Origin of the sequence: Psychrobacter immobilis (genome assembly GCF_003148585.1) — a bacterium.
Taxonomy (GTDB): domain Bacteria; phylum Pseudomonadota; class Gammaproteobacteria; order Pseudomonadales; family Moraxellaceae; genus Psychrobacter; species Psychrobacter immobilis.
Genome location: NZ_QGGM01000010.1, coordinates 40,435 through 60,881 on the forward strand (window position 1 = coordinate 40,435; position 20,447 = coordinate 60,881).

Genomic DNA, 20,447 nt, shown 5'->3' on the forward strand with positions numbered 1-20,447 from the left:
CACTCCAATAGTAGAATTAATGTTACGCAATTATTGCTTAGTAAATATAGCACAACAATTGTATATTTTTATAATGAACTAGAAATAAACGACAGTATGTGTCGGATAAGTCTTTTTGCGCTTCTCATCCTGAAGTTGTTAAGGTAATATTGGTAAACATAACTTTACTAAAGTGTTTAGCTTCCTTGTAAGGCAGGACATTTAAATAATTTATTCAATTTAATTACACTTAATATCAACAATTGATAAAGAGCAAGGATGCTAAAGACTATGAATGCAAACACTCTGAACGATGTATTTTATAGTTCAAATAATAAAGAAGAATTAGTTCATAATCTTATCGAATTGACTACTGACATTGATTCACCTTTGTCAAAAATTTTTGCTGCGTCATTAAATAAAACTTCAGCGCTGCTACCTTTCTTTATTTCTATCAACGAGTACTTGTTTACCTTGAACAGTAAAACTGTTTCTCAGTCTTTTTACAATACTCTCAAGGACTATATTACTCTAGATGTTTTAGATATCTACTTTGACTATCAGCTCATAGACGCCGATAAAGATGACAACTTTTTTATTAACCTAGCTGAAGGAAGTAATAATTTTAATGAACCTAGAATTGTGTCTACATCTTTTAGTACTGTACAGAAAACTTCTGAAAGTGGACAACTAAATTTATTTGATGATGTTATACGTCCGTTTAATCTTCTAGCCGATGGAGTCGCCAAGCACTTTAACGAAGATAATGGACTTGATGAAGAGACTAGAGCATCAGAAGTAGAGAGCAAAAATGAGCTGTTGAATGAACTTATAGTTATCAATATACCAGCAGATGAAAAGCAATCCGAAAACAGTAAAAACACTTTTAATTTATCTGAAGGTATTAAAAATATTATAGATATCGAAAGTATTGACGAAGTTAGTGGATTCGAGAATATTGAGGACCTTGAAAGCTATGATGATTTTATCCCATCCGAGACTGATGAGGATGAAATCAATTTTGACGAGGAAGATTATTCAGCCTTAGATGATTATGTTTACGATTTTGAAGATGAGGAATTAGATAACTTTGTTGATTTAGGTATTGAAGATAATACCGTTTCAAGAGAAAAAAGAGCTCAACAGAAAGCAGTTGAATTCATAATGTTGTCTGAATGGAGTTCTAAAAAATATTTAGGACTAATTAGCGATATTTTTTATCGCTATGGTTGGAGCGCTACCAAAACTGCGTTAGAACGCTTATTGGAGTTTGATTTATCTCCTACAGAGCTTGAGCTACTATTTGAGATAAAGATATTTTGGGAAGAAAATGATCATTATTGGATAGCATTTGAAAGAGGTTGCAGTAGCTATAGTTACAGTCAACATGTTATGTCTTGGAATAGTGCTCTCAAAATAGTCAGAGCATTTGACAGCTACCCATGCATTGAAGAAATCGTAGATGTTATTGACCGACTCTATGAGGTCTGGATGTCTAAAAAAATACTACAAAGAAAGTATTGGAGATTTATTGGCTTTGTCTGGTTATGGGCATTTGAAATTAAGGGGTTTTTACCTGCAAGTGACAGCTATGTATTCGAAAATAATGATTTTACTCCTGAGGCTTGGCTAGACAATGCTGACTTATTCGAGGTTCAGCTAATCTGTGACAAGGAGCGTTTAGGTCTACCTGCTCCCCAAGTAGGTGATCCTTACTGGTATTGGACAGAAAGGCGAATTCAATTGTCAAATCAAGAGCTCAATGCAGAAACAACCAAAGAGTGAATAGTAAATATGTTGAATAATAGTTTAATACCCGTAGCTGGCTGCCTAGTCAAACATACTCATAATAAAAATCGATTTGGCACTGTAATTAGCTCCAACATTGATGAATTAAATATTCGTTGGTTGAGTGAAACTAATTCTATCACTAAGTGCGTGGCAACTGATGTGAGTTCAGGACTTATAGCTGGTATGGTGGTCATTGATAAGACTCCGGATGTAGGTCATCAATCACTCGGGCAAGGTTTGATAGTGCAACAAAGAGTGCTTGCAGGGTTTGAGCAGTTTTTGGTGGACTTTAAGGACAGTGAAAGAAAAATATGGATGCCTTATCAACATTTGGTATGGATTAAAGAATCTAAAGATAGATACATTAGAGGAGATATTAGTAAATCAAATTTAGAAGCAGAGCGGTTAAGACTTAGAACTTTGGCAAATGCTATCGAACTCTGGAATGAGAACTCAGGAGCCCTGTCTCATCTTGATATAGACCCTCTACCACACCAAATTAACCTAGTTCATCACATATTAGCTTCAGGAAATCTAAATTGGCTAATTGCAGATGATGTAGGACTTGGAAAAACTATTGAGACAGGGATGCTCATACATGCTTTGAAACAAAGAAATTTGGCTAAAAGAGTTCTTTTAGTTACTCCTGCTGGATTGGTTAAACAGTGGCAAGAAGAGATGTATGATAAGTTCAATTTAGAAGAGTTTGAAATATATGATGAAGACTTTAAAGTAGATGAAGTTCGCAAGTGGAAGCTACATGATTATGTCATTGGATCCATAGACAAGCTTAAAAATGATAATCATATTGATCTCTTATTGGCAGCTGAGCCATGGGATTTAATTATTTTTGATGAAGGGCATCGGCTAAGTCGCAAGCAGTATGGTATGCAAATAAAATCATCCGAACGCTTTATTTTAGCCAATAAACTCCGAAATAGAACAAAGTCACTGATATTGCTTAGTGCAACTCCTCATCAAGGCGAACAGGATAAATTTGTTGCTTTATTAGAGCTATTAAGGCCAGAAAGAAGAGACCAATTAGCAACTTTGAATTTTAATCCAGAGATTATGCGAGATATGGTTTTTAGAAATCATAAAGCAGATGTTACAGATCATGAAGGCAATTTTATTTTTAAAGGTAAAACCGTTCATGCCATCAATGTCCCTGCAAGTAAAAAGTTTACTGATTTTGAGCTGCAGCTAGCAGAGTATTTCAAGTTAGGCTACTCTGCGAGTACTGAGGGAGCTAATCCACAGGCAAGAGCTATTGGGTTTGTCATGACCACCTATAGAAAGCTTGCAGCGTCCAGTATTCAAGCCATTCACCAGGCTCTACTAAAACGTATCGCTAAGATAGAAGTTAGACGAGATGAGCTGCATAATAATTATAACTTAGTAGCTGATGGTGATGAGCGATTTGTAGGTGAAAATGAAGAATACCAGCTTTCTCAAACTTCTAACCGTGAATTCTTTGACGGTGAGCTTGTTCTGCTTAAAAATTTAATAAGTGCCAGTTCAGCGTTACTTATCGATGACCAAAAATTTGCATATTTTAAAAATGAAGTTGTTGATAAAATTTTATCTGACAACCCTTCTAATAAAATTCTCATTTTCAGTGAGTATCGTAATACTCAGGAGTTCTTACGGATTCATTTAGAAAAATATTTTGGTGAAGACTCGGTTAGTCTTATCAATGGTTCAATGAGTCATGACGAGAGAAGAAAAGCTATTGAGCATTTTGAGACGAAGGGAGTTTTTCTGATTTCAACAGAAGCAGGTGGCGAAGGCATTAACTTACAACGTGCTTGTAATATCATGATAAATTACGATTTACCATGGAATCCTATGAGATTAGTACAGAGAATAGGACGTTTATATCGCTATGGTCAGAAAAATCGAGTGGCTATATTCAACCTATACCAACCTGATAGCTTAGATCAAAAGCTTATCATTTCAATGTATAATAGGATTGATCAAATTGTTGACGACTTATCTTCTCTACAAAATAATGAGTATAACGAAGGTCTTAAAGATGAAATTCTTGGTGAAATATCCAATCAGATTGATGTTGAAAATGTTTTGTCTGAACTTAATCAGGTAGGTATAACTCGTACTCATAAACGTATTCAAGATGCACTTGATAATGCCAAAAATGCTGTAGAGAAGCAAAGAGAGCTTTTGGATTATGCAGCTAGTAGCAATGTAGACGAGTTAAAATATGAGGTAGTTATTGATTCTAGTCATATTCATAATTTTGTAATAGGTATGTTAGAAATTATGAAAATTGAACATACCCATCATCCTGAAATAAATACTATCCGTATTCGATTTGATGAAGAACTGCAAAATAAATTTAGAATTCTGCTTGGTAAAGCATCAATTATCGAGGTGACAACAGATAGGACGATTGCTAATGATCGTAATGCAACGCACCTGCTTGATTTATCATCTCTCATTATGCAGTATTTCATCAAACAGGCAACGAGCTACAGTTTCGGTGGACTTTCAGCTTTAATTAATACTAATACAACCGATAAATTTACTGAAATCACTACTTCAATCTTAAAGTGGCAAGACCTTCAAGGTTATATTATTAAAAAACAATTATGTATTTGCTATCGCTCACCAGAACGATTAGTTGTCAATCCAGACAATGCTTTGGATGTTTTTCTCATCAAATCAAATCCTATCGATAATGCAATGGTTTTACCAAATAAGGATTATTGTAAAAACTCTGTAACAGAAATTGATAAGACTTTATCAGATTTTATGGCATCGAATTCCAATAGGTATTTACAGCCTTCAGATATAAGATGGATAAGTGTTGCTACGACCTAACAATCGTCGGTCAATGATTGTTGAGTTATATATGAAGGAACTAAATTAAGAAGACTTATGTACTTCAAAATAGTGAATTTTGGTCAAACTAAATTAGATATAGATATAAGCACACCAATTATGTTTTATTTCGCTAAAGCATGAGTAAGCGATATTATATGTCGTGAATCAGCTAGCTAAGCATTGTAAAGATCTCCGAACGTAGTAGATTAAGTATATTGAAAACAATATTACTAATAAGGATATCTAAATGACATTAGCCACAAAAAGGCAATATGCTAATCCGTATTGATAATACTCAGTTATTATAAGTGCTAGAGCATAAAAGTAATTAGATAACTTTGAATAGACATTTTATCTATCCTACTAAAGATCAATTAAGCATAAAAAATGAAAAAGCCAGCTAATCTCTCGATTAATTGGCTTTTCATTGGTTTTAAATTGTTACCTACCTACTATAAGCTGCCCACCGGAAAAGCTAATACATGATTCACAGAACCAAGATGATTGTTTTCTGATATAAGGTATATCCGCTGGTACATCAAGTTGATACGGCCGTCCACAGTACTCACAGTGAACATCATCTAAGTAAGCCTGACACTCCGCTAATACGCCAAACAAAATATGATAATCGATATGGTATTGTCTGCAGAGTATTTCTATATACTCTACATACCGCCCATCATGCCCGTATGCCCAATAGTCTTCACATAGCTGTATGTCGGACTGATCTACATAAGGGCTAAAAATAAGTTTTAAGCTCATGGTTATCTCCAAACCAAATAGTTAACGTTGATCACAACGAATAAGGGATATCGTAGTGATTCATAATGTCCAAAAATTTGGTCTCAAGATTTGTTAATGCATAATAATTTAGCGCTAACCCCTCATTGAGCTCACGTTGAACCCATATCCTAACCGCTTCATCATTATAAAATATCGGGTTAACGCCTAGCATTCTTGCTAACTGCGAGCCCTGTTGTATTTGCAGATTTACCATAAGTTTGGTAGATAGCGATATCGCTTCGGCGCTTAACCAGATTGAAGCATGCGGCGATTTAATAAATGCGTTCATGTATAACCTCCTGTAGATGAATATTTCTTTCTGTTAGTCGTAATGACTTCCTACAGATTTAATTATACATACATTTCGATCTGATGCAACTCAAAATAACCTTCTATAGAGCTTTTTATTACTTAATAGAACATTTAACTCATTTGAGAAACTATATTGCTGCGTACTATTTGGTGTAATGACTGATAAGCGCAGCACTATCTTGAATTTTAAAAGGAGGAAAGTTTATTCTTCTTCCTTAACTAGCTCATAAAGGTCGCCCACTTCAATATCCAAATATAAGCATAGCTTTTCTACTACCTCTAGATCCACTCTGGTCGCTTCTTCGTTATACATACGTGTGATTGTGCCTCTGTTGACATCTGTATCTCTAGACACGTCGGCAATCTTAAGTCTTTTTTCGCCCATAATTCTAGATAAATTACATTTCACCATAACCTCCTCCATAATAAAATAACCTACTGTAGATAAAAATGTCTTGCAAAAGATTATTTTTAGTGTAAATTATGTTCTATAGCAGGTCATAAAGCTATCAGATAATAACACTTTAATCTTTAGTAAGGATTTTACTATGAGTTATACCTATTTAACAACAGAAGAGCTGTCACAACGTATTAAATATGACAGCAAGACCATACGCAACCAGCTTAAAGATGCTGTGTTTATTGAGGGCGTTCATTACATCAAACCATTTGGAGGTAGAAAAATCCTTTTTATATGGCAAAAGATTGAAGAGCTGATGCTGACAGGCTACGACGATACCATTCCATTTGCAGCGGGAGCGTAATCATGGCGAGTATCAATAGCCGTAATGGCAACCTGTACGTAGATTTCCGATACATAGGTCAGCGCTGTAGAGAGCAAACCTTACTAACAGACACTAAGCCCAATCGAAAGCGCCTAGAAAACTTCGTTAGCAGAATGGAAGCTGACATTCAATTGGGGAGTTTTCGGTACGAAAACTATTTTCCACAAAGTAAAAAACTTGAAAAATTTAAAAGCTTAGAATTAGTTAAGTCGACAAACAGTCATAAAGATTCAAGCTCTAGTTTTAGTAACTTTAGTAAAATCTGGTTAGAAGAGAAAAAACCAGAATGGCGTGATTCACAGATAAGTAATGTCGATGATATTTTTAGAATCTATTTATATCCTCAGTTCGGCGACATATCCTTAAACACGATTACTAAAGCTAAAATTATGGCTTTTAGAGGCAAACTGGTTAAAGGGGGAAATAATGGGCGACCATTATCAGCTTCCCGTATCAACCACATAATGACTCCTTTACGTATGGTAATCACTGAAGCTACCGAGCGCTTTGACTTTGATAACCCTTGGAAAAATATTAAGCCACTCAGTGAACCTAAAAGTAGCGTTAATCCTTTTACCTTAAACGAGGTTATGTTAATCATTAATAACGTGCGTAGGGACTTCAAACCGTATTATATTGTGCGTTTCTTTACAGGTATGAGGACAGGCGAGATAGATGGTTTGCCCTGGAAAAATATAGATTTTGAACGCAGACAAATCATTGTTGATCAGGCGGTAGTAAACGGCATAGTTGGTCCAACTAAAACTAGTGGCTCCAATCGTGTGATTCAAATGAATGCCCTGGTCTACGATGCACTGCTTGAGCAAAAAAAAATAAACAGCCAGCAAAACAAATTTGTGTTTTGTACAAAAGCTGGCACAGCTTTGAATCATCGCAACGTGACGCGGCGAGTTTGGTATCCACTACTGAGGTATCTAGAGGTAGATATGCGTAATCCTTATCAATCTAGGCATACTGCTGCAACGCTTTGGCTAGCTGCTGGCGAGGCGCCTGAATGGATTGCCTCTCAGATGGGCCATAGCAATACTAAGATGCTATTTACCGTTTATTCTCGCTATGTACCGAACCTTACTCGTCAAGACGGAAGCGCGCTGGATAAGCTATTGAAAGACCGAGGTATACTACAAAACCTATGAAAAAGCCTATATATAATAAAAAGACATCTAAATAGGTGTCTTTTTTTTGTATTAAAGCTGGATGGTTTAAATGAACGGAGCTACAGTTATTTAAATGACTTATAACGGTTGCGTAGCAATGGATACAGACAACAAAGCAACTAAAAGAGCTTGCAAAATTGGTGAATGGTTACAAACAAATATTATTAAGTGGTCAAATATAGATGAAATTTCGTGCTTACTTGTTGAATTAAAATTTCTACAAGATACTTTGCCTGAGCAATTCAGATCAGCGCTAGAAAGTGAGTACCATGCTTTATCTGAATGGGTAAAAACAAAAGATACAGTTTCTACTTTAACTGAATTAGAGAAACTACAGATATACGAAAGCGGTATTGATCAGAAAAACTTCCTAAAAACCATAAAAACACGTCATAAGTATCTCAAAGATCTCTACCTCATTAATTTTTTAGCCAGTCGTTCAGACTCACCAAAAATAAATAGCATTCGTTCTTTTTACTTTTTTCTCTGCCTTAAAATGGTTGAGTTGACTGATTATGATAGTAGGATTGAAACCACACTTGATGAATGTCGGTTTTTAACGAGTAATATTCGTGAATTCCTAGTCCCATTTTTGCCAGACATAACAGAGTTTGAGAGTCTTAATGATCTCCAAAGCCACCTTATCGAGTCTCAAGACAATGATCATTACACCAGATGGTTAAATAGCACTCTTGATACCTTTGAGTCAGAAATAAAAAAATATGGTAACAAGTTACTAAGCAGGAGCACTTCATTCTCTTCTAGCAATGCTAAAAATGAGCTTAATGAGCGTATAGCTAAATATATTTATGAGTATATTCTGCCGATAGAAAACTATTTCAAAAACGACTCTGGTATTATTCGCGTAACTAGTACCACCTATCAGGTTGCTAATGGCTCATTACATTATGATGACACGACAGGTAATACAATCAGCGACTTAGTTAATCTTACTAAGGATGTAAATAGTACAGAAGCTTTTGAAGATGAAGAACGTCAAGATAACGAGAAAGAATTTTTTGAACAAATAACAGTCAATACTCCCAGTAACTATTATCTTGATTTGGTAAGGGCTGAAGGTCAATCAAACAGTCGTCGAAAAAGTGCTATGAATTTAGTTACTAGTGTCAATATAGCCCATGAAGATGATATATCCACATTGGTAAAGTACCTTGGTTGTAAGCTCAAGGAACTAGATTTAGGCGAGCTAGATAGAGGACGTTGTATAGATGAGAAGTTTAAGTTTGACCTAAGCCATCAATCTGCTCTCTATTTACTAATGATCTTATTAACCGGTAATGAGAATATATTTGAATCAGATAATTTAGAAGATGGGTTTAATGGCTATCGATATAAACTTCAATTCGCACCGAAACGTAGTTATACGGATGAAAGTTGGGATAAAAAATTATGTGCTAATAATGAAAGTATTCTTTTCCTCTACATGCCAATTGTTCTTATAGAGCTACACCGTGAGATGACTTACGTATTGGATGATGATTTAATGATTTCGATTCATGCTCAAGCTACCAATGACATCAAGGCGTTCAATAAAAAGTATAAAGTAAGATTAAGTTTTAATAAAATAAGAAACTACTTTACTAGCTACTTATCTCAGAACGGTGTTGATCAAGCCTTGATAGAAGTAATTACTGAGTCTCCTGTACATCATTTATCAGCGCTGCCTTATTACAATGTCTCTCAGTATGATCTATATCGATGCCAATTTAAATTTACTAATCACTTATTAGGTCTGATTGACGATAAAAATATCAAGGATAGCAAGGAAAGAATAGACGTTTTTTTCAAAATAACTAATGAAGATACTGTGCCACATTTGAATGATCAGAAAATGGGCTCTTTGCTAGCTATTCGAGAAAAATTATTAACTCCAATCATCGAAGAGTTAAAGAAAAATATTCTAGAAAAAATTGGAAAAATTAGTTTTTTGAAAGTAGGTGATTTTGTAGAGTTGCATAACTTTTTCACCGATTATCTATATATTTGGCTATCCATTGCTAGCGGTTACCGCCCAGTGAATGAGCCATTCGGCAGATTGTCAGATATAGATACCAGAACAGGTTTGTATTTTATAAGTGATAAAGAAGTTCAGCAAGATACTATAGGCAGATTTATATATCTACCAGCTATATTATGTCAACAAATTGACGAGTACATAAAATTTATCAAAGGCAACGCTAGTCTTTTTAATAAATTAGGGAACGACATTGGACTAATCTATACGAATATTCTAGACGGCAATATTGGACTGGTATGCTACTTGAAGCTGGATGAAGCAACTAGCACAGTTACTAGACTAAAACTGGATAATACTTTCCTTAAAAAACGTATATCAGCTTATATCTCTTTACCACTCAACTGGCCTCGTCACTATATACGCTCGCTACAAAACGAGCATATTGGAAAATATTCTTTTGACCCATCTCTGAACAAAGACAGTATCGGATATGATGTGGTCAGTGCTTGGATGGGACACTCTGATGAGCTTGGATATAGCTTTTACGATAGATTTAGTGGATTAAAACGAAGTGAACTTAGGGCTTTTGCCCAAACTATAAATGAACTGACTAAAGATATTGGTTTTAAACTAATTAAGTTGGAGCACTAGATATGAGTAATAATAAATCAGGTGCTGAAATACGTAAAGAAAATCGAGATCAACGAGAAGAAAAACGTTTTTTGTTAGCTCGTAAACTAATAGATAAATATATTGATTTTATTAAAATTTTAGAATCAAAAGACCACCAAAAATCTTTCAATTTAATGTGGGCTAAATTTGATAAAAATTTATCTACTAACAAGCATTTTCAAGATGTAAGAAAGTATTCTACTGCTTACAGTCATGCCGTAAAGTACTGTCAAGATCGTATGGAAGATAAAAACATTACTATAGGTTTTCCAAAACTCATTATTCAATCATCTCGTCCAGCCTCCTTTCGCACACAGGAATGGTTTTCTGATGGTAAGGACGTACTAGATTTCTATTTAGAATGGAGTAAACGATTAGAAGCTCAAACTAATATTGATCTAACTTTAAACGATGTATTTTTAAGTCTTATTTTTCATAGTGCAGTACTAAAAGTGTCTGTGCTACAAGCAATATTGAAGCAGCTATCTGATGACTGCTTAATGATTGAACAAGTCTATGGTCTACCAATCATTGCTGTGGTTGTTGACGATAGCTCCTATCATACAAACACTTATGTAGGGACAGAAGCTGTACACCAAACGCAAGTTTTTATATCTCCTCTATCAGCACATATTCTTCAGTCCTATATCAAAGAAAAAGCAGTACCAGTCGCAGATAAGCTAAAAAATATTAACATTCATAATTTATATCAAAGCATGCGACAGACACTGGAAAGTAGCGTTAATTTTGGCTTAAGACGATTCTTGATTGCAGCAGTGTACATTTTAGAAAACTACCTTTCACTTAATTTGCCCGAGTATATGTGGTATATCGTTACGGGCAAAGAAGATACATTTAGTTTACCAACTTCCAATTGGCAATCGCTCATATATGAGATTCGGCATGATACAACTAATCAAGAACAGCTGAGCAACCAAGTACCTAGTACTTCTAATAATATTTCTACAGTAACAAATTCTCAATTAGCAGTTGAGATAGCGAAGATTTTTAAAAGTGATAGTAATAATAAAATTTCTAAAAAACCATTTGTTAAAAAATTAAAAAAACTCGATAGCGAACTTAAAAATAGTTATGCGCCTTTAAACGAAAGGGCAATCGTTGGTTGGCTGCTATCAATGACAACCAGTCATATGGTCTCTAGCATTCAGACTTATAGCAATAGAATTACCAATCGATGGTTAGCCCTGACAGAAAATGCGAGTCTAAAGGACTATCAAGAAGATGATTTTGTAGCACTATATACTGAGATGATCGAACTTAGTAAAACTCCAAAGGCCGCGAACGCAGCTGCTGAATTAATTGATAAAATTCATCAGTATATGGTTGCGCATCATAATATCGAATCTATACCTCCTTTTGCTACGAGTGATAGACCTCATCATAGAGTCGGTTACATTTCAGAAAGTATGTTCCAAGCTATACTCAATAAAATTGATAGTCTCACTATGACTGTTGATGAAAAGCAGGCTATAAGCCTAACACTGATACTAGGTCAACGGTGTGGTCTGCGGATTGGTGAAATCGTTAAGATAAGAATAAGAGATATTGCAGAGACACAGAACTATCTAGAAGTTCGAAATAACAAATTTGGAAACAATAAAAGCCTCTCTGCACTGCGTCGTATACCACTTTCTCAATTATTGCTAGAATCTGATATGCAACTCATAAGACGTGTATATATCAAACGTTCTAGGTACAAAAACCAGACGCTCATAGCAAATCAAGCTGGCATGCCATATAACTCTAATGCAATCTCAAAAATAATTAGTACCCTTATAAAAGAAGTTACTGGTCTTAAATACCTCACTACGCATCATTTAAGACACAGCTGCCTGACTAATTTTCAATTGATGTCCTTTTTATACGATAAAGATTATAAATTCAATAACCATTCAAGTGCAAAATTCTTAAAAAGCCTACTACCTTATGAAGATAAGCAGGCTGTCAATATTATCAATCATTTCGAGACGAGTCTCGCCTACAAAAAAGTATACGCCTTAGCAGGAGTAGCAGGTCACGCCAGTCCTAGTACAACGTTTGCATCCTATGTGCATCTTACTGATATTCAAATTGGACTACTGTTATATCATGTAGATTTTAAACTATCTGTTAAACATGCTCCGCTACTAAAAACTCCAAGAAGAAGAAAATATGAAATTGAAAACGTACCATTAAAAATTAATGAATATCTTATATACAAGATGAAACTACCAGAGTTACCACAGCCTAAGAGTAGTAAATCAGTTAGCGAGAATCTAACCAAACAAATTGATAAGACCAAAAGATACGCTTTCGATGAAGTGAATCAAATTTTGGAAGCTTACACCGAAAAAGGTGACTATGAATACCTCATGCATATCTACGATGTCAGTCAAGATACGTTTGAAAAATGGCTTTACAATGCGCAGCAACTAAGGAGGGCATCAGAGTTTCAAACTACAAAAGGTAATCCTAGACTATTTGATCCAAACAATAAGCACAGTCTACTACCTGTAAAGGATAGATACGGTGATGATAGAAAAAATATGATACGAATGACAGATAAATTTCGTGATATTTATAAAGGAAGTAATGATAAAAGTGCTATTAATAAGTTTGTTTTTCATACCCTTATTAACGCTCAACCCAGTAAGAACTTTATCATTTTTAAGCATCCTGCAGACATTTACAACTATCTTGAAATTGTCTGTCAGCTAGTATACAAAAAAGATATTAGCTTAAAGGTCTATAATTATGAGCAGGCCTCAGAGGCAGATCAAACCTCTTGGAATCTTGCATTAAAGACTATACCTCGATCACAAATGGAGTTTAATGAACTCGATTACGCAAAAGGTAGATCATATCAAAAAAAGATTCGAGCTGAGCTTTCACTAACGAGCCAAACTCAGCCTATAAGAATTGAGAATAGACTGGATTCTAATATTCCTATTAGCCAGTGGAGTGTTCGGACATTACAAATATTCTGTCATTATGTATACATCATGATAGGCGAAAAACTTAATTAGATAAAATCTAGAGGTTTAAATAAAATGAATTTATCCGCAAAAACCATCAGATTTAAGAATATTACTAAAATTGACTTACATCCATTGGCTAAAAAACTCTATGAGTTGATTATCGAAGCATATGTTACAGGAGGGCAAGAAGAGTATCTTAAGCTGATAAGCGATAGATTTGATTGTTACCCTAGTCTACCTATCCATAATGTCTCACTGATAAGTAAAGGTGCTAATAAATATCTATTGATTGGAGGTTGTTTTTCACCTCTATTTAATCTTAGAGAACTTAATGAAAGTAATACGCTTTTTCTCAGTTATAAGACGTCTAAAGATAATACTAACACTGAACATAAAAAGCGTATTGAGAAGGATTTCAATCAAGATGTAGTTGATTTTATTTTTATGGATTTTATTAGATCTATGTCTTTAATCTCGCTCAAAAGGCCAGGCTCTATAGAATCAGCACTAAGAAAAATTACTCAAGATTATAATAGTAGTATTTGGAACGAGGTGTTTGATAATAGGAGGAACTACTTGCGCCAAGCTGATTACTCCGAACTGTTAGATATGGATCGCAACACAATTAAAAATCACAGTAATCCTCTATGAGAATCAATAGTTACGATAAGAATAGTTATAAGATTGTTTTATCAAAGTTCTCTAAACTAAAAGTTAATAGACCTTCCAATTTTTTGGGCAGCTCTGAGGAGCAATATAACACTTTAACTGAAACCTTAGGTAGGGCATGTATCAACATCCGACCATAGTACTGACAGAGCCTAATTTTTAGGAATGAGGCGGCAAAAACTAGTCCTGAACTGAACTGTTTATAGTAAGAAGCTTACACTAAAATAATCGCTAGTTTACGACTGGATAAAAGGGCTTTCCCCAATCCATCTTGCTATGGTTTGCCATCATGATCTCTAACATTAACGGCAAGATAGCAGATAAGATAGCGCCACTGTCCTTGATTTGTGAACGATTGACTTGGCTGTTATGAGTGGCACCGCCATGCATGATTTGATTACGCAGGGTATATAACCTATCAAATACTACCGCCAATACTGTATCTGTATCTTTATTACTAAGTGCACGGTGAGCTTTATCTTTGGCTCGTTTAAAATCTTCTTCCCATGCTTGCTGACTAATCAGACCATTTTGATAATCCCAAAATGGCTGAAATGTATATTGGTTATCCAATAATATACGAATGCTACCGGAATATTTCTCCCAGACTAGCTTATAGACTTGCTGGTCAATGTCTAAACGGCATACCAGCTGTATAAAGCGTCTAAACTCACTGCGCTCTGAACTAGTGGTAAACAAGGCTACTTCACGAGCATAGGCTGCATTGAACGCAATCCATAGAGTGATGAAACGTATGTCGTCATCATCGACGCTAGTTGCCTTAGACAGCCAACTTAATGAGCGATGCATACGCAAGCGAAATGGGTCAGAAAATTTAGACTTCTGGGTTTGATAGTACTGTGTGAGGCTCTCTAATGTCTGGTGAGAGGTACTACTATCATTATGCATTAGCTATTACTCCGTAATCTCTTCATAGCATTCTCCAATGCATCGTCTCCCTCTGTATCACTTAATGTACTTGCGAGTAGTGTGGTATTTTGGCGCATTGAATGAACACTATTCAAGTTAAGCTTTACCTTTTGCAGAGCCTTCATAGTATCGTGATAGCCTGCTTGTACTAGTCTATCGACTGTTTCAACTGAAAAATCGAACATCGCCATCGTGCCACCTATTTCGATGCTAGGTCGGATCTCTATAATAGAGCTACCAGGAAAGTCATGTCGATGCCACAGTGAACCATCAGCTAAGTGCGTCACAATAACGTGACGACAGCCAGCTTCTATCAATGGAGTAATAGGTGTATTACCCTGTGATTTGAGGTAACCCCCTTGTCCACCATCAGTATAGCGTCCATTTTGACCATCACTGAATGCTTTAAAGAATAGGGGTACTGCAGCAGAGGCTAAAAGTACCTCTTTTTGCTCTTCTAATGATAAAGACTGTATGTGTCTAAATTCTGAAGGAGCATTGTCTATTCCTGCGAGCTCTACTTTAACAACATCTTTTATAGCTAAAAATAAGTCTATAAATGCTTTACCACTTTGTTGCTGTTTAAAAATCGAAACATATAGGGGTATAGAATGCTGTAGATGTTCTATATCTAAATATTCCTCTAACATCATTCTTAATGTGTCATCTTTAAGTATATTTTCAACACCTGAAGTTTTAAAACCAACAAATACAGAACTCAACCACCCAAGAGGACTACTAAGCCTTAATCCAGCTGATAGTAGAAGTGTAAAATAAATTAAGTAATTAAATTTACTATTTGAGATAGATTTAAGTTTGAATCTAGACGTCAGAGCGTTGCTATCAAATTGAATAGGCTTAAGATGGGGTAACTTATCCCAAAGATTTTCTATACGTTTAACGCCTTCGGTAAAATTAGGTGCTGAAGCAAGTACAGCGCCATTTAGTGCACCAATACTGGCACCCGATATCATATCGATGCCAATATTCATTTCATTGAGCGCTCTAACAACGCCAACATGATAAGCGCCTTTTGCACCGCCACCTGATAGTACTAAACCAACCTTATTATTAGATTGAGTATTTAACAGTTCGTTGTTCATAACCCAATCCCTGTTAGTCTAGAACTCTCTATACGATTATTCATCTCACCAATCATACGTTTAGAGACTCTATTGATATCTATCATATTCAGACTTAAATTTTTATACTCGGACTTTTTATCGTCTGGTAAATCATGGTACTGGGTAGCCATAAATACGATAGGATACTCATTAGGTGATAACCCGCTCCAATCGCCTTGATATGCTAAGGCATGTTGTAATACCTGAGTCTCTTGACGCTCATTAGGTAACGACAACCACTCACTTTGATGTAGATCTTCTTTGGCACCAATCTGAAGGTTCTGTTTAAAGGTAGCTATAAGCTCATTCTCTAAAGTTTCTAGCAGCTCATCTTTCTTCTTATCATCACTATAAGTGCGAAGATATAAACCAAAGTCACCCCAATATAAGGTATCTAAAGTTGTATAACATTGCCCTAAAAGAGATAGCTTAGAAAACTTCTCAGCTTTTAATTTAGCAACTACGTGACCCATCTGAGTATAGGCATAGCCATAGCTTTCGAGCCTATCCAATCGGTTACTAACTTGGCATACTCGCTGTTCAATCTGTTGCTGAAAGTCCAAGACATAATCAGTCAGCTCAGACACACCCAATTGAGTTTTTTTGAGCTTCTGATGGATATCAAGGATGGCGTGGGTATGACTATCCTGTGACTGCAATATTTCATGAAAATAATGCTGGCAAGCTTCTAAACCAACGATAAGATGATCATTAATATTTGCTTGCGCCTGTTGGGTTTTCCCAGACACTAAAGATAAGTTACGAGAGAAAAAACTACTACGCTGCATGGTTTTGTTGTTTAGCTCTGAAGCCGCATCTAAGCCGTTGACAAAATCTATGACCATTTTATCCGTTAGGTAAGGCATGTTTTCTTTTATAGACTGCTGGTACGTTGATAGGTTCACAATAAATACTTCCTTTTAATGCTCTAAGTCATAAATAATAATTGGTGAGATAAATTAAGCAGCAATATCGCTCTTAAGTTGAGTGTCTACTTTCTCAACTGCAAACTTATCTGACAGATTTTCCCAGTTCTCTTCAGTATGCTTACTAGAGCTTTGAAGTTTTACAATTTTTTCCTTGTATTGCTTTTTCTCTTCTAAATCAGGCATCTTTTCTTGGATAATAGCATTGTTCATTTCCTGCACTACATCTTTTATAGTCTCATTAAACTTATTAATAGAAGTAATGTTTTTATCCAAAAGCTCTGATAGTGTGCTTTCAATCTCTTTACCTAATGGAACAATAATCTTTTCTTTTATAGTAAATTTTATTTTATCGTTCATATCTCTTTTATTGATAGTATAAGTTTCTATATCAACTTCATAAGTTCCCCAAGTCTTCCCAAACCAACCTCCAAACTTCCTTTTAACGCCCGATGTTATTCCACTTTCATTTCTAGTTTCTCTAATCTTTTTGTATGAAACGTTTAGGTTTAAGTTTTTTAATACACCGTTTTGGTTCTGCTTTATACGCGAATCTATACTTTCTATTTTTAGCTCTTTTAAGCCTTCTCTATTAAACTCTTCTTGCAAGTTATTTAATAGCTGATTGCACTTTTTATATAGCTCTGTAGTTATTTTTTGCGTATCTTGTATACTTTCATCTAATATTAAACTGTAGACGTTAATAACTTCTTTAATTAAATCAGATGTCATTGCCTCTACACTTTTTTGAAAGGAATTAAGATCAGATTTTGTTGAGAAAACTAGTGCTTGTTCACTAGACTTTGCGAGTTCTTTAGCTTTATCAAGTTCTGCCAACTTCAATTTTCGCTCATCAGACTCTTCATGGTTAAAAAACTTTTGTAAAATAGTCTTATTTATAGTTTCATCTATTTTTTCAACTTCTTCTTTAATTTTTTTGCTTTCAATACCAAACATATCATTTAGCCTTATCTCTATGATGGGCATTATTTTTGTGGTTTCTTCCTTTTTTTTCATCTCTCTATTTGCTTTTTGCTTTATATCTGAGAATATTTTTTTTATATTTTCAGACAGTACTTCTGACTCATTAATTTGCTTCTCTAAACTTTTTATGGTTGTCTCTAATACAACTATCTCTTCATTTGTCATTTTCTCTTTTTCAGCGAAATGCCCACGAATATTGAAGAAGTTATGTAGCTTTTCGAACACATCGCTTGCTCCTGCTAGAGCCGATTGAATAGCAATATAAGGTGCATTTCTTTGCATATTGAGAATAACCTCTCTCAAAGGTTCTGACATGCGACTCTCATCTATTAATGCCTCTAGTTCTTCAGAGATGTCTTCTGTGTCCATCTTTTCGTATTTTTGTTCAGCTCTTTTACCCAATACTTGCTTAGCAAAGTCCTCTATCCAAGTCCCTTCTTTATAATCAGGTTTGTTTTTATTCTCTAATAGATAACTTTCCATCCGATTGGCTAAATAAGCATCTCTTGCTGATATAGGATAGATATGCTCCAGATCAATTTTGTCTTTGAGTAGGTTGTTGAAAATATGTTTTTTAGTAGTTTCAGCGTCATCCGCATTGGCTGACTCTTGATCAAACTTATTGACCAAAGCAAACAGTCTTGATTTTTGGATAGTAGGAATGGCTTCTATCTCATTTTTTATACTTTCTTCAGCTTCAGAATTGAGCTGCGTATAATCTAAAACCAGCATAACCGCCGAGCTACGTTTCAGTTGCTCTCTTAGAAGGCCTAAAAGCTCACTATGACCTGATTCATTTGGCCCAGCTGTATCTAACAGCATAAAGCGCCCATTCGTCTCAAAATCATCTTGTAGCTTAAATGCCACATCAATCATTGGTAAGGCATCTATGTTTTGATAGCTATCATAGGGAAATTTTAATACTTCATCATCCGCTATACTGTTTATCGTTGCAGCGAGACGGACTAAATCATTTAGACGTTGCAAAAAATCAAAGATATCTGTCTCGCCGTTATAGGTATCATTGAATGAGCTATTTTTATTTTGTTGAATGAACTGTATTAGCTCAACGATTTCTGGACTTGGGTTTTCGATGCTATAAACATCTAATGCACTATTTACGTCAACTAAGAAGTCGTTAATCGGCTTGCTAATAAAAGTTAATTTAGGTATTTTTTGTTCTTTATTGTGGCATATCAAAGTAGGAAGAGATGTCATCGGACGATTGCGGTTAGGTAGTATTTCACGGCCCACAATAGCGTTAATAGTAGTGGATTTACCGGCTTTCATTGTGCCCACAACAGCTAAGACAACATCAAAATTTTGTAGCTTATGAACCTCACCTTTCAGAACTTGCTTGAACTCTTTACAGGTCTCTTGGGTTAAAATACCTTCACTTTTAGACTCATCGTTTTTTGACTGCTCTTCTTTACTTAATATGTCAGACTCGATATCTGAAAGCATGCTTATCTGGGTTTGCAATATTTTAATAGCATCATCTTTATAACCATTAAGCGCCAATTTTGTCATTCCATTATTCACAATACTCATCATTTCACCTTAAAATTTTTCAATAATTAATGTTTGGGTTTTTAGAGCTTTTCTAAATAACTTTCGAGCAGGTCTTGAATTTGTGTTTGAACACTACTAGGGGTAATCACACGAATATGTGGTATCCAATATTGAACGATTGGGACAACTTCTCTTGGGTGTACATCTTTGCATATCAGAAGTAAGTCTCCATTATCAAGTTTTCGTAGCAACTCTTGATTGGGTAGTAGATCACGACGCTCAAAATATCCAGCAACTTTCGCATCGATTTGTAAGACTACTTCGCTGATTTGATTACCAAAAAACAAGCTGTCCGTACCAAGAATTTTCTCTTTGATATCTTCAGAGTATGCAAAGGTCTTATTATTGACTTGCAGGTTAGCTATTTGGGTAAAGCAAAATGTCCGCGTTTGTCCATGGCGACAACCAACTACATACCAAATACCATTTTTATTGAGTAGGTGATAAGGCTCTAAATGATGGTGTTTGCTGCTACTGTCACTAGCACTTCCGCTGATTTTACAGTAATCGAATTCAATATATTGGCAGTCGGTAATGGCTTGATTGATGGCTTTAAATTCATTAGTACGCGCGCTAATGTCTTCATAAGCAAAACCTTTAACGAGTATGCTTTGATTGATTTGTTCTTGAAAGAACTGGCGGTCAATTTTTGGTAGGAGATCTTGGACGCTGGCAAAGTTAGCGAAGCGTTTGATATCAGCAATATCTAAATATCCAATTTTTTTGGCATTGAGACAGTAAAATTGTGGACCTGCTTCACTAAAATCTAAGACAGTTAAACGATCTTGAAAGTCTCTTTTTAGGGTGCGAATAGATACCTTATAGATATCTGCTAGCTCAAAAATATCTAAACGTTCACCGTTGTTGAGTCTAACGATAATATCAGATAAGCGGTATGCAAGACGTTCATGCTTTTTTAATTCCATTATTTTTACTCGGTTC

The 20,447-nt window shown here is 35.2% G+C and carries 14 protein-coding genes; 7 read left to right on the plus strand and 7 right to left on the minus strand.

The features are described 5' to 3' along the window. Positions 1 to 270: 270 nt before the first annotated feature. Complete coding sequence (locus C8D84_RS09050) at positions 271 to 1,764, plus strand: hypothetical protein (RefSeq protein WP_146192888.1); 1,494 nt, start codon at positions 271 to 273, stop codon at positions 1,762 to 1,764. Positions 1,765 to 1,773: 9 nt separating this feature from the next. Then, positions 1,774 to 4,611 carry a DEAD/DEAH box helicase gene (locus C8D84_RS09055; RefSeq protein WP_109591606.1) on the plus strand — a complete coding sequence of 946 codons (2,838 nt, stop codon included), beginning with the start codon at positions 1,774 to 1,776 and terminating at the stop codon, positions 4,609 to 4,611. Positions 4,612 to 5,407: 796 nt separating this feature from the next. Here C8D84_RS09055 and C8D84_RS09065 read toward each other — a convergent pair. Both C8D84_RS09065 and C8D84_RS09070 read right to left on the minus strand, forming a co-directional pair. After that, a complete protein-coding gene (locus C8D84_RS09065) occupies positions 5,408 to 5,686 on the minus strand; it encodes a hypothetical protein (RefSeq protein WP_109591610.1) in 279 nt (92 codons plus the stop codon). A gap of 225 nt (positions 5,687 to 5,911) precedes the next feature. After that, entirely contained in the window at positions 5,912 to 6,133 is a 222-nt protein-coding gene (locus C8D84_RS09070) for a helix-turn-helix domain-containing protein (protein WP_225735171.1), read from the minus strand. Positions 6,134 to 6,257: 124 nt separating this feature from the next. On the opposite strand from C8D84_RS09070, the gene C8D84_RS09075 reads away from it, so the two are divergent. The 5 genes from C8D84_RS09075 (at position 6,258) to C8D84_RS09095 (ending at position 13,951) form a co-directional block, all read left to right on the plus strand. After that, entirely contained in the window at positions 6,258 to 6,473 is a 216-nt protein-coding gene (locus C8D84_RS09075) for a hypothetical protein (RefSeq protein ID WP_020442991.1), read from the plus strand. Between the two features lie 2 nt (positions 6,474 to 6,475). After that, a complete protein-coding gene (locus C8D84_RS09080) occupies positions 6,476 to 7,651 on the plus strand; it encodes an Arm DNA-binding domain-containing protein (protein ID WP_109591612.1) in 1,176 nt (391 codons plus the stop codon). A 118-nt stretch (positions 7,652 to 7,769) separates the two neighbouring features. Then, positions 7,770 to 10,301, plus strand: coding sequence for a hypothetical protein (locus C8D84_RS09085; protein WP_146192889.1), 2,532 nt, complete (start codon positions 7,770 to 7,772; stop codon positions 10,299 to 10,301). Between the two features lie 2 nt (positions 10,302 to 10,303). Then, positions 10,304 to 13,348, plus strand: coding sequence for a tyrosine-type recombinase/integrase (locus C8D84_RS09090; RefSeq protein WP_109591616.1), 3,045 nt, complete (start codon positions 10,304 to 10,306; stop codon positions 13,346 to 13,348). Between the two features lie 24 nt (positions 13,349 to 13,372). Beyond that, entirely contained in the window at positions 13,373 to 13,951 is a 579-nt protein-coding gene (locus C8D84_RS09095; RefSeq protein WP_109591618.1) for a hypothetical protein, read from the plus strand. Positions 13,952 to 14,200: 249 nt separating this feature from the next. Here the strand turns inward: C8D84_RS09095 and C8D84_RS09100 are convergent, their stop codons facing one another. From C8D84_RS09100 to C8D84_RS09120, 5 genes are read right to left on the minus strand one after another with little or no spacing between them, the layout of a single operon-like run. Beyond that, on the minus strand, positions 14,201 to 14,878 hold the full coding sequence (locus C8D84_RS09100; RefSeq protein WP_109591620.1) for a HEPN domain-containing protein: 678 nt from the start codon (positions 14,876 to 14,878) through the stop codon (positions 14,201 to 14,203). Continuing rightward, positions 14,878 to 16,002 carry a patatin-like phospholipase family protein gene (locus C8D84_RS09105; protein WP_109591622.1) on the minus strand — a complete coding sequence of 375 codons (1,125 nt, stop codon included), beginning with the start codon at positions 16,000 to 16,002 and terminating at the stop codon, positions 14,878 to 14,880. The genes C8D84_RS09100 and C8D84_RS09105 overlap by 1 nt, the downstream gene beginning before the upstream one ends. After that, positions 15,999 to 16,928, minus strand: coding sequence for a diguanylate cyclase regulator RdcB family protein (locus C8D84_RS09110; protein WP_109591624.1), 930 nt, complete (start codon positions 16,926 to 16,928; stop codon positions 15,999 to 16,001). The genes C8D84_RS09105 and C8D84_RS09110 overlap by 4 nt, the downstream gene beginning before the upstream one ends. Before the next feature lie 54 nt (positions 16,929 to 16,982). Continuing rightward, positions 16,983 to 19,484: a dynamin family protein gene (locus C8D84_RS09115; protein WP_170108296.1), complete on the minus strand. Its 2,502-nt coding sequence runs from the start codon at positions 19,482 to 19,484 to the stop codon at positions 16,983 to 16,985. Positions 19,485 to 19,525: 41 nt separating this feature from the next. Beyond that, on the minus strand, positions 19,526 to 20,431 hold the full coding sequence (locus C8D84_RS09120) for a helix-turn-helix transcriptional regulator (protein ID WP_109591629.1): 906 nt from the start codon (positions 20,429 to 20,431) through the stop codon (positions 19,526 to 19,528). Positions 20,432 to 20,447: the final 16 nt, after the last annotated feature.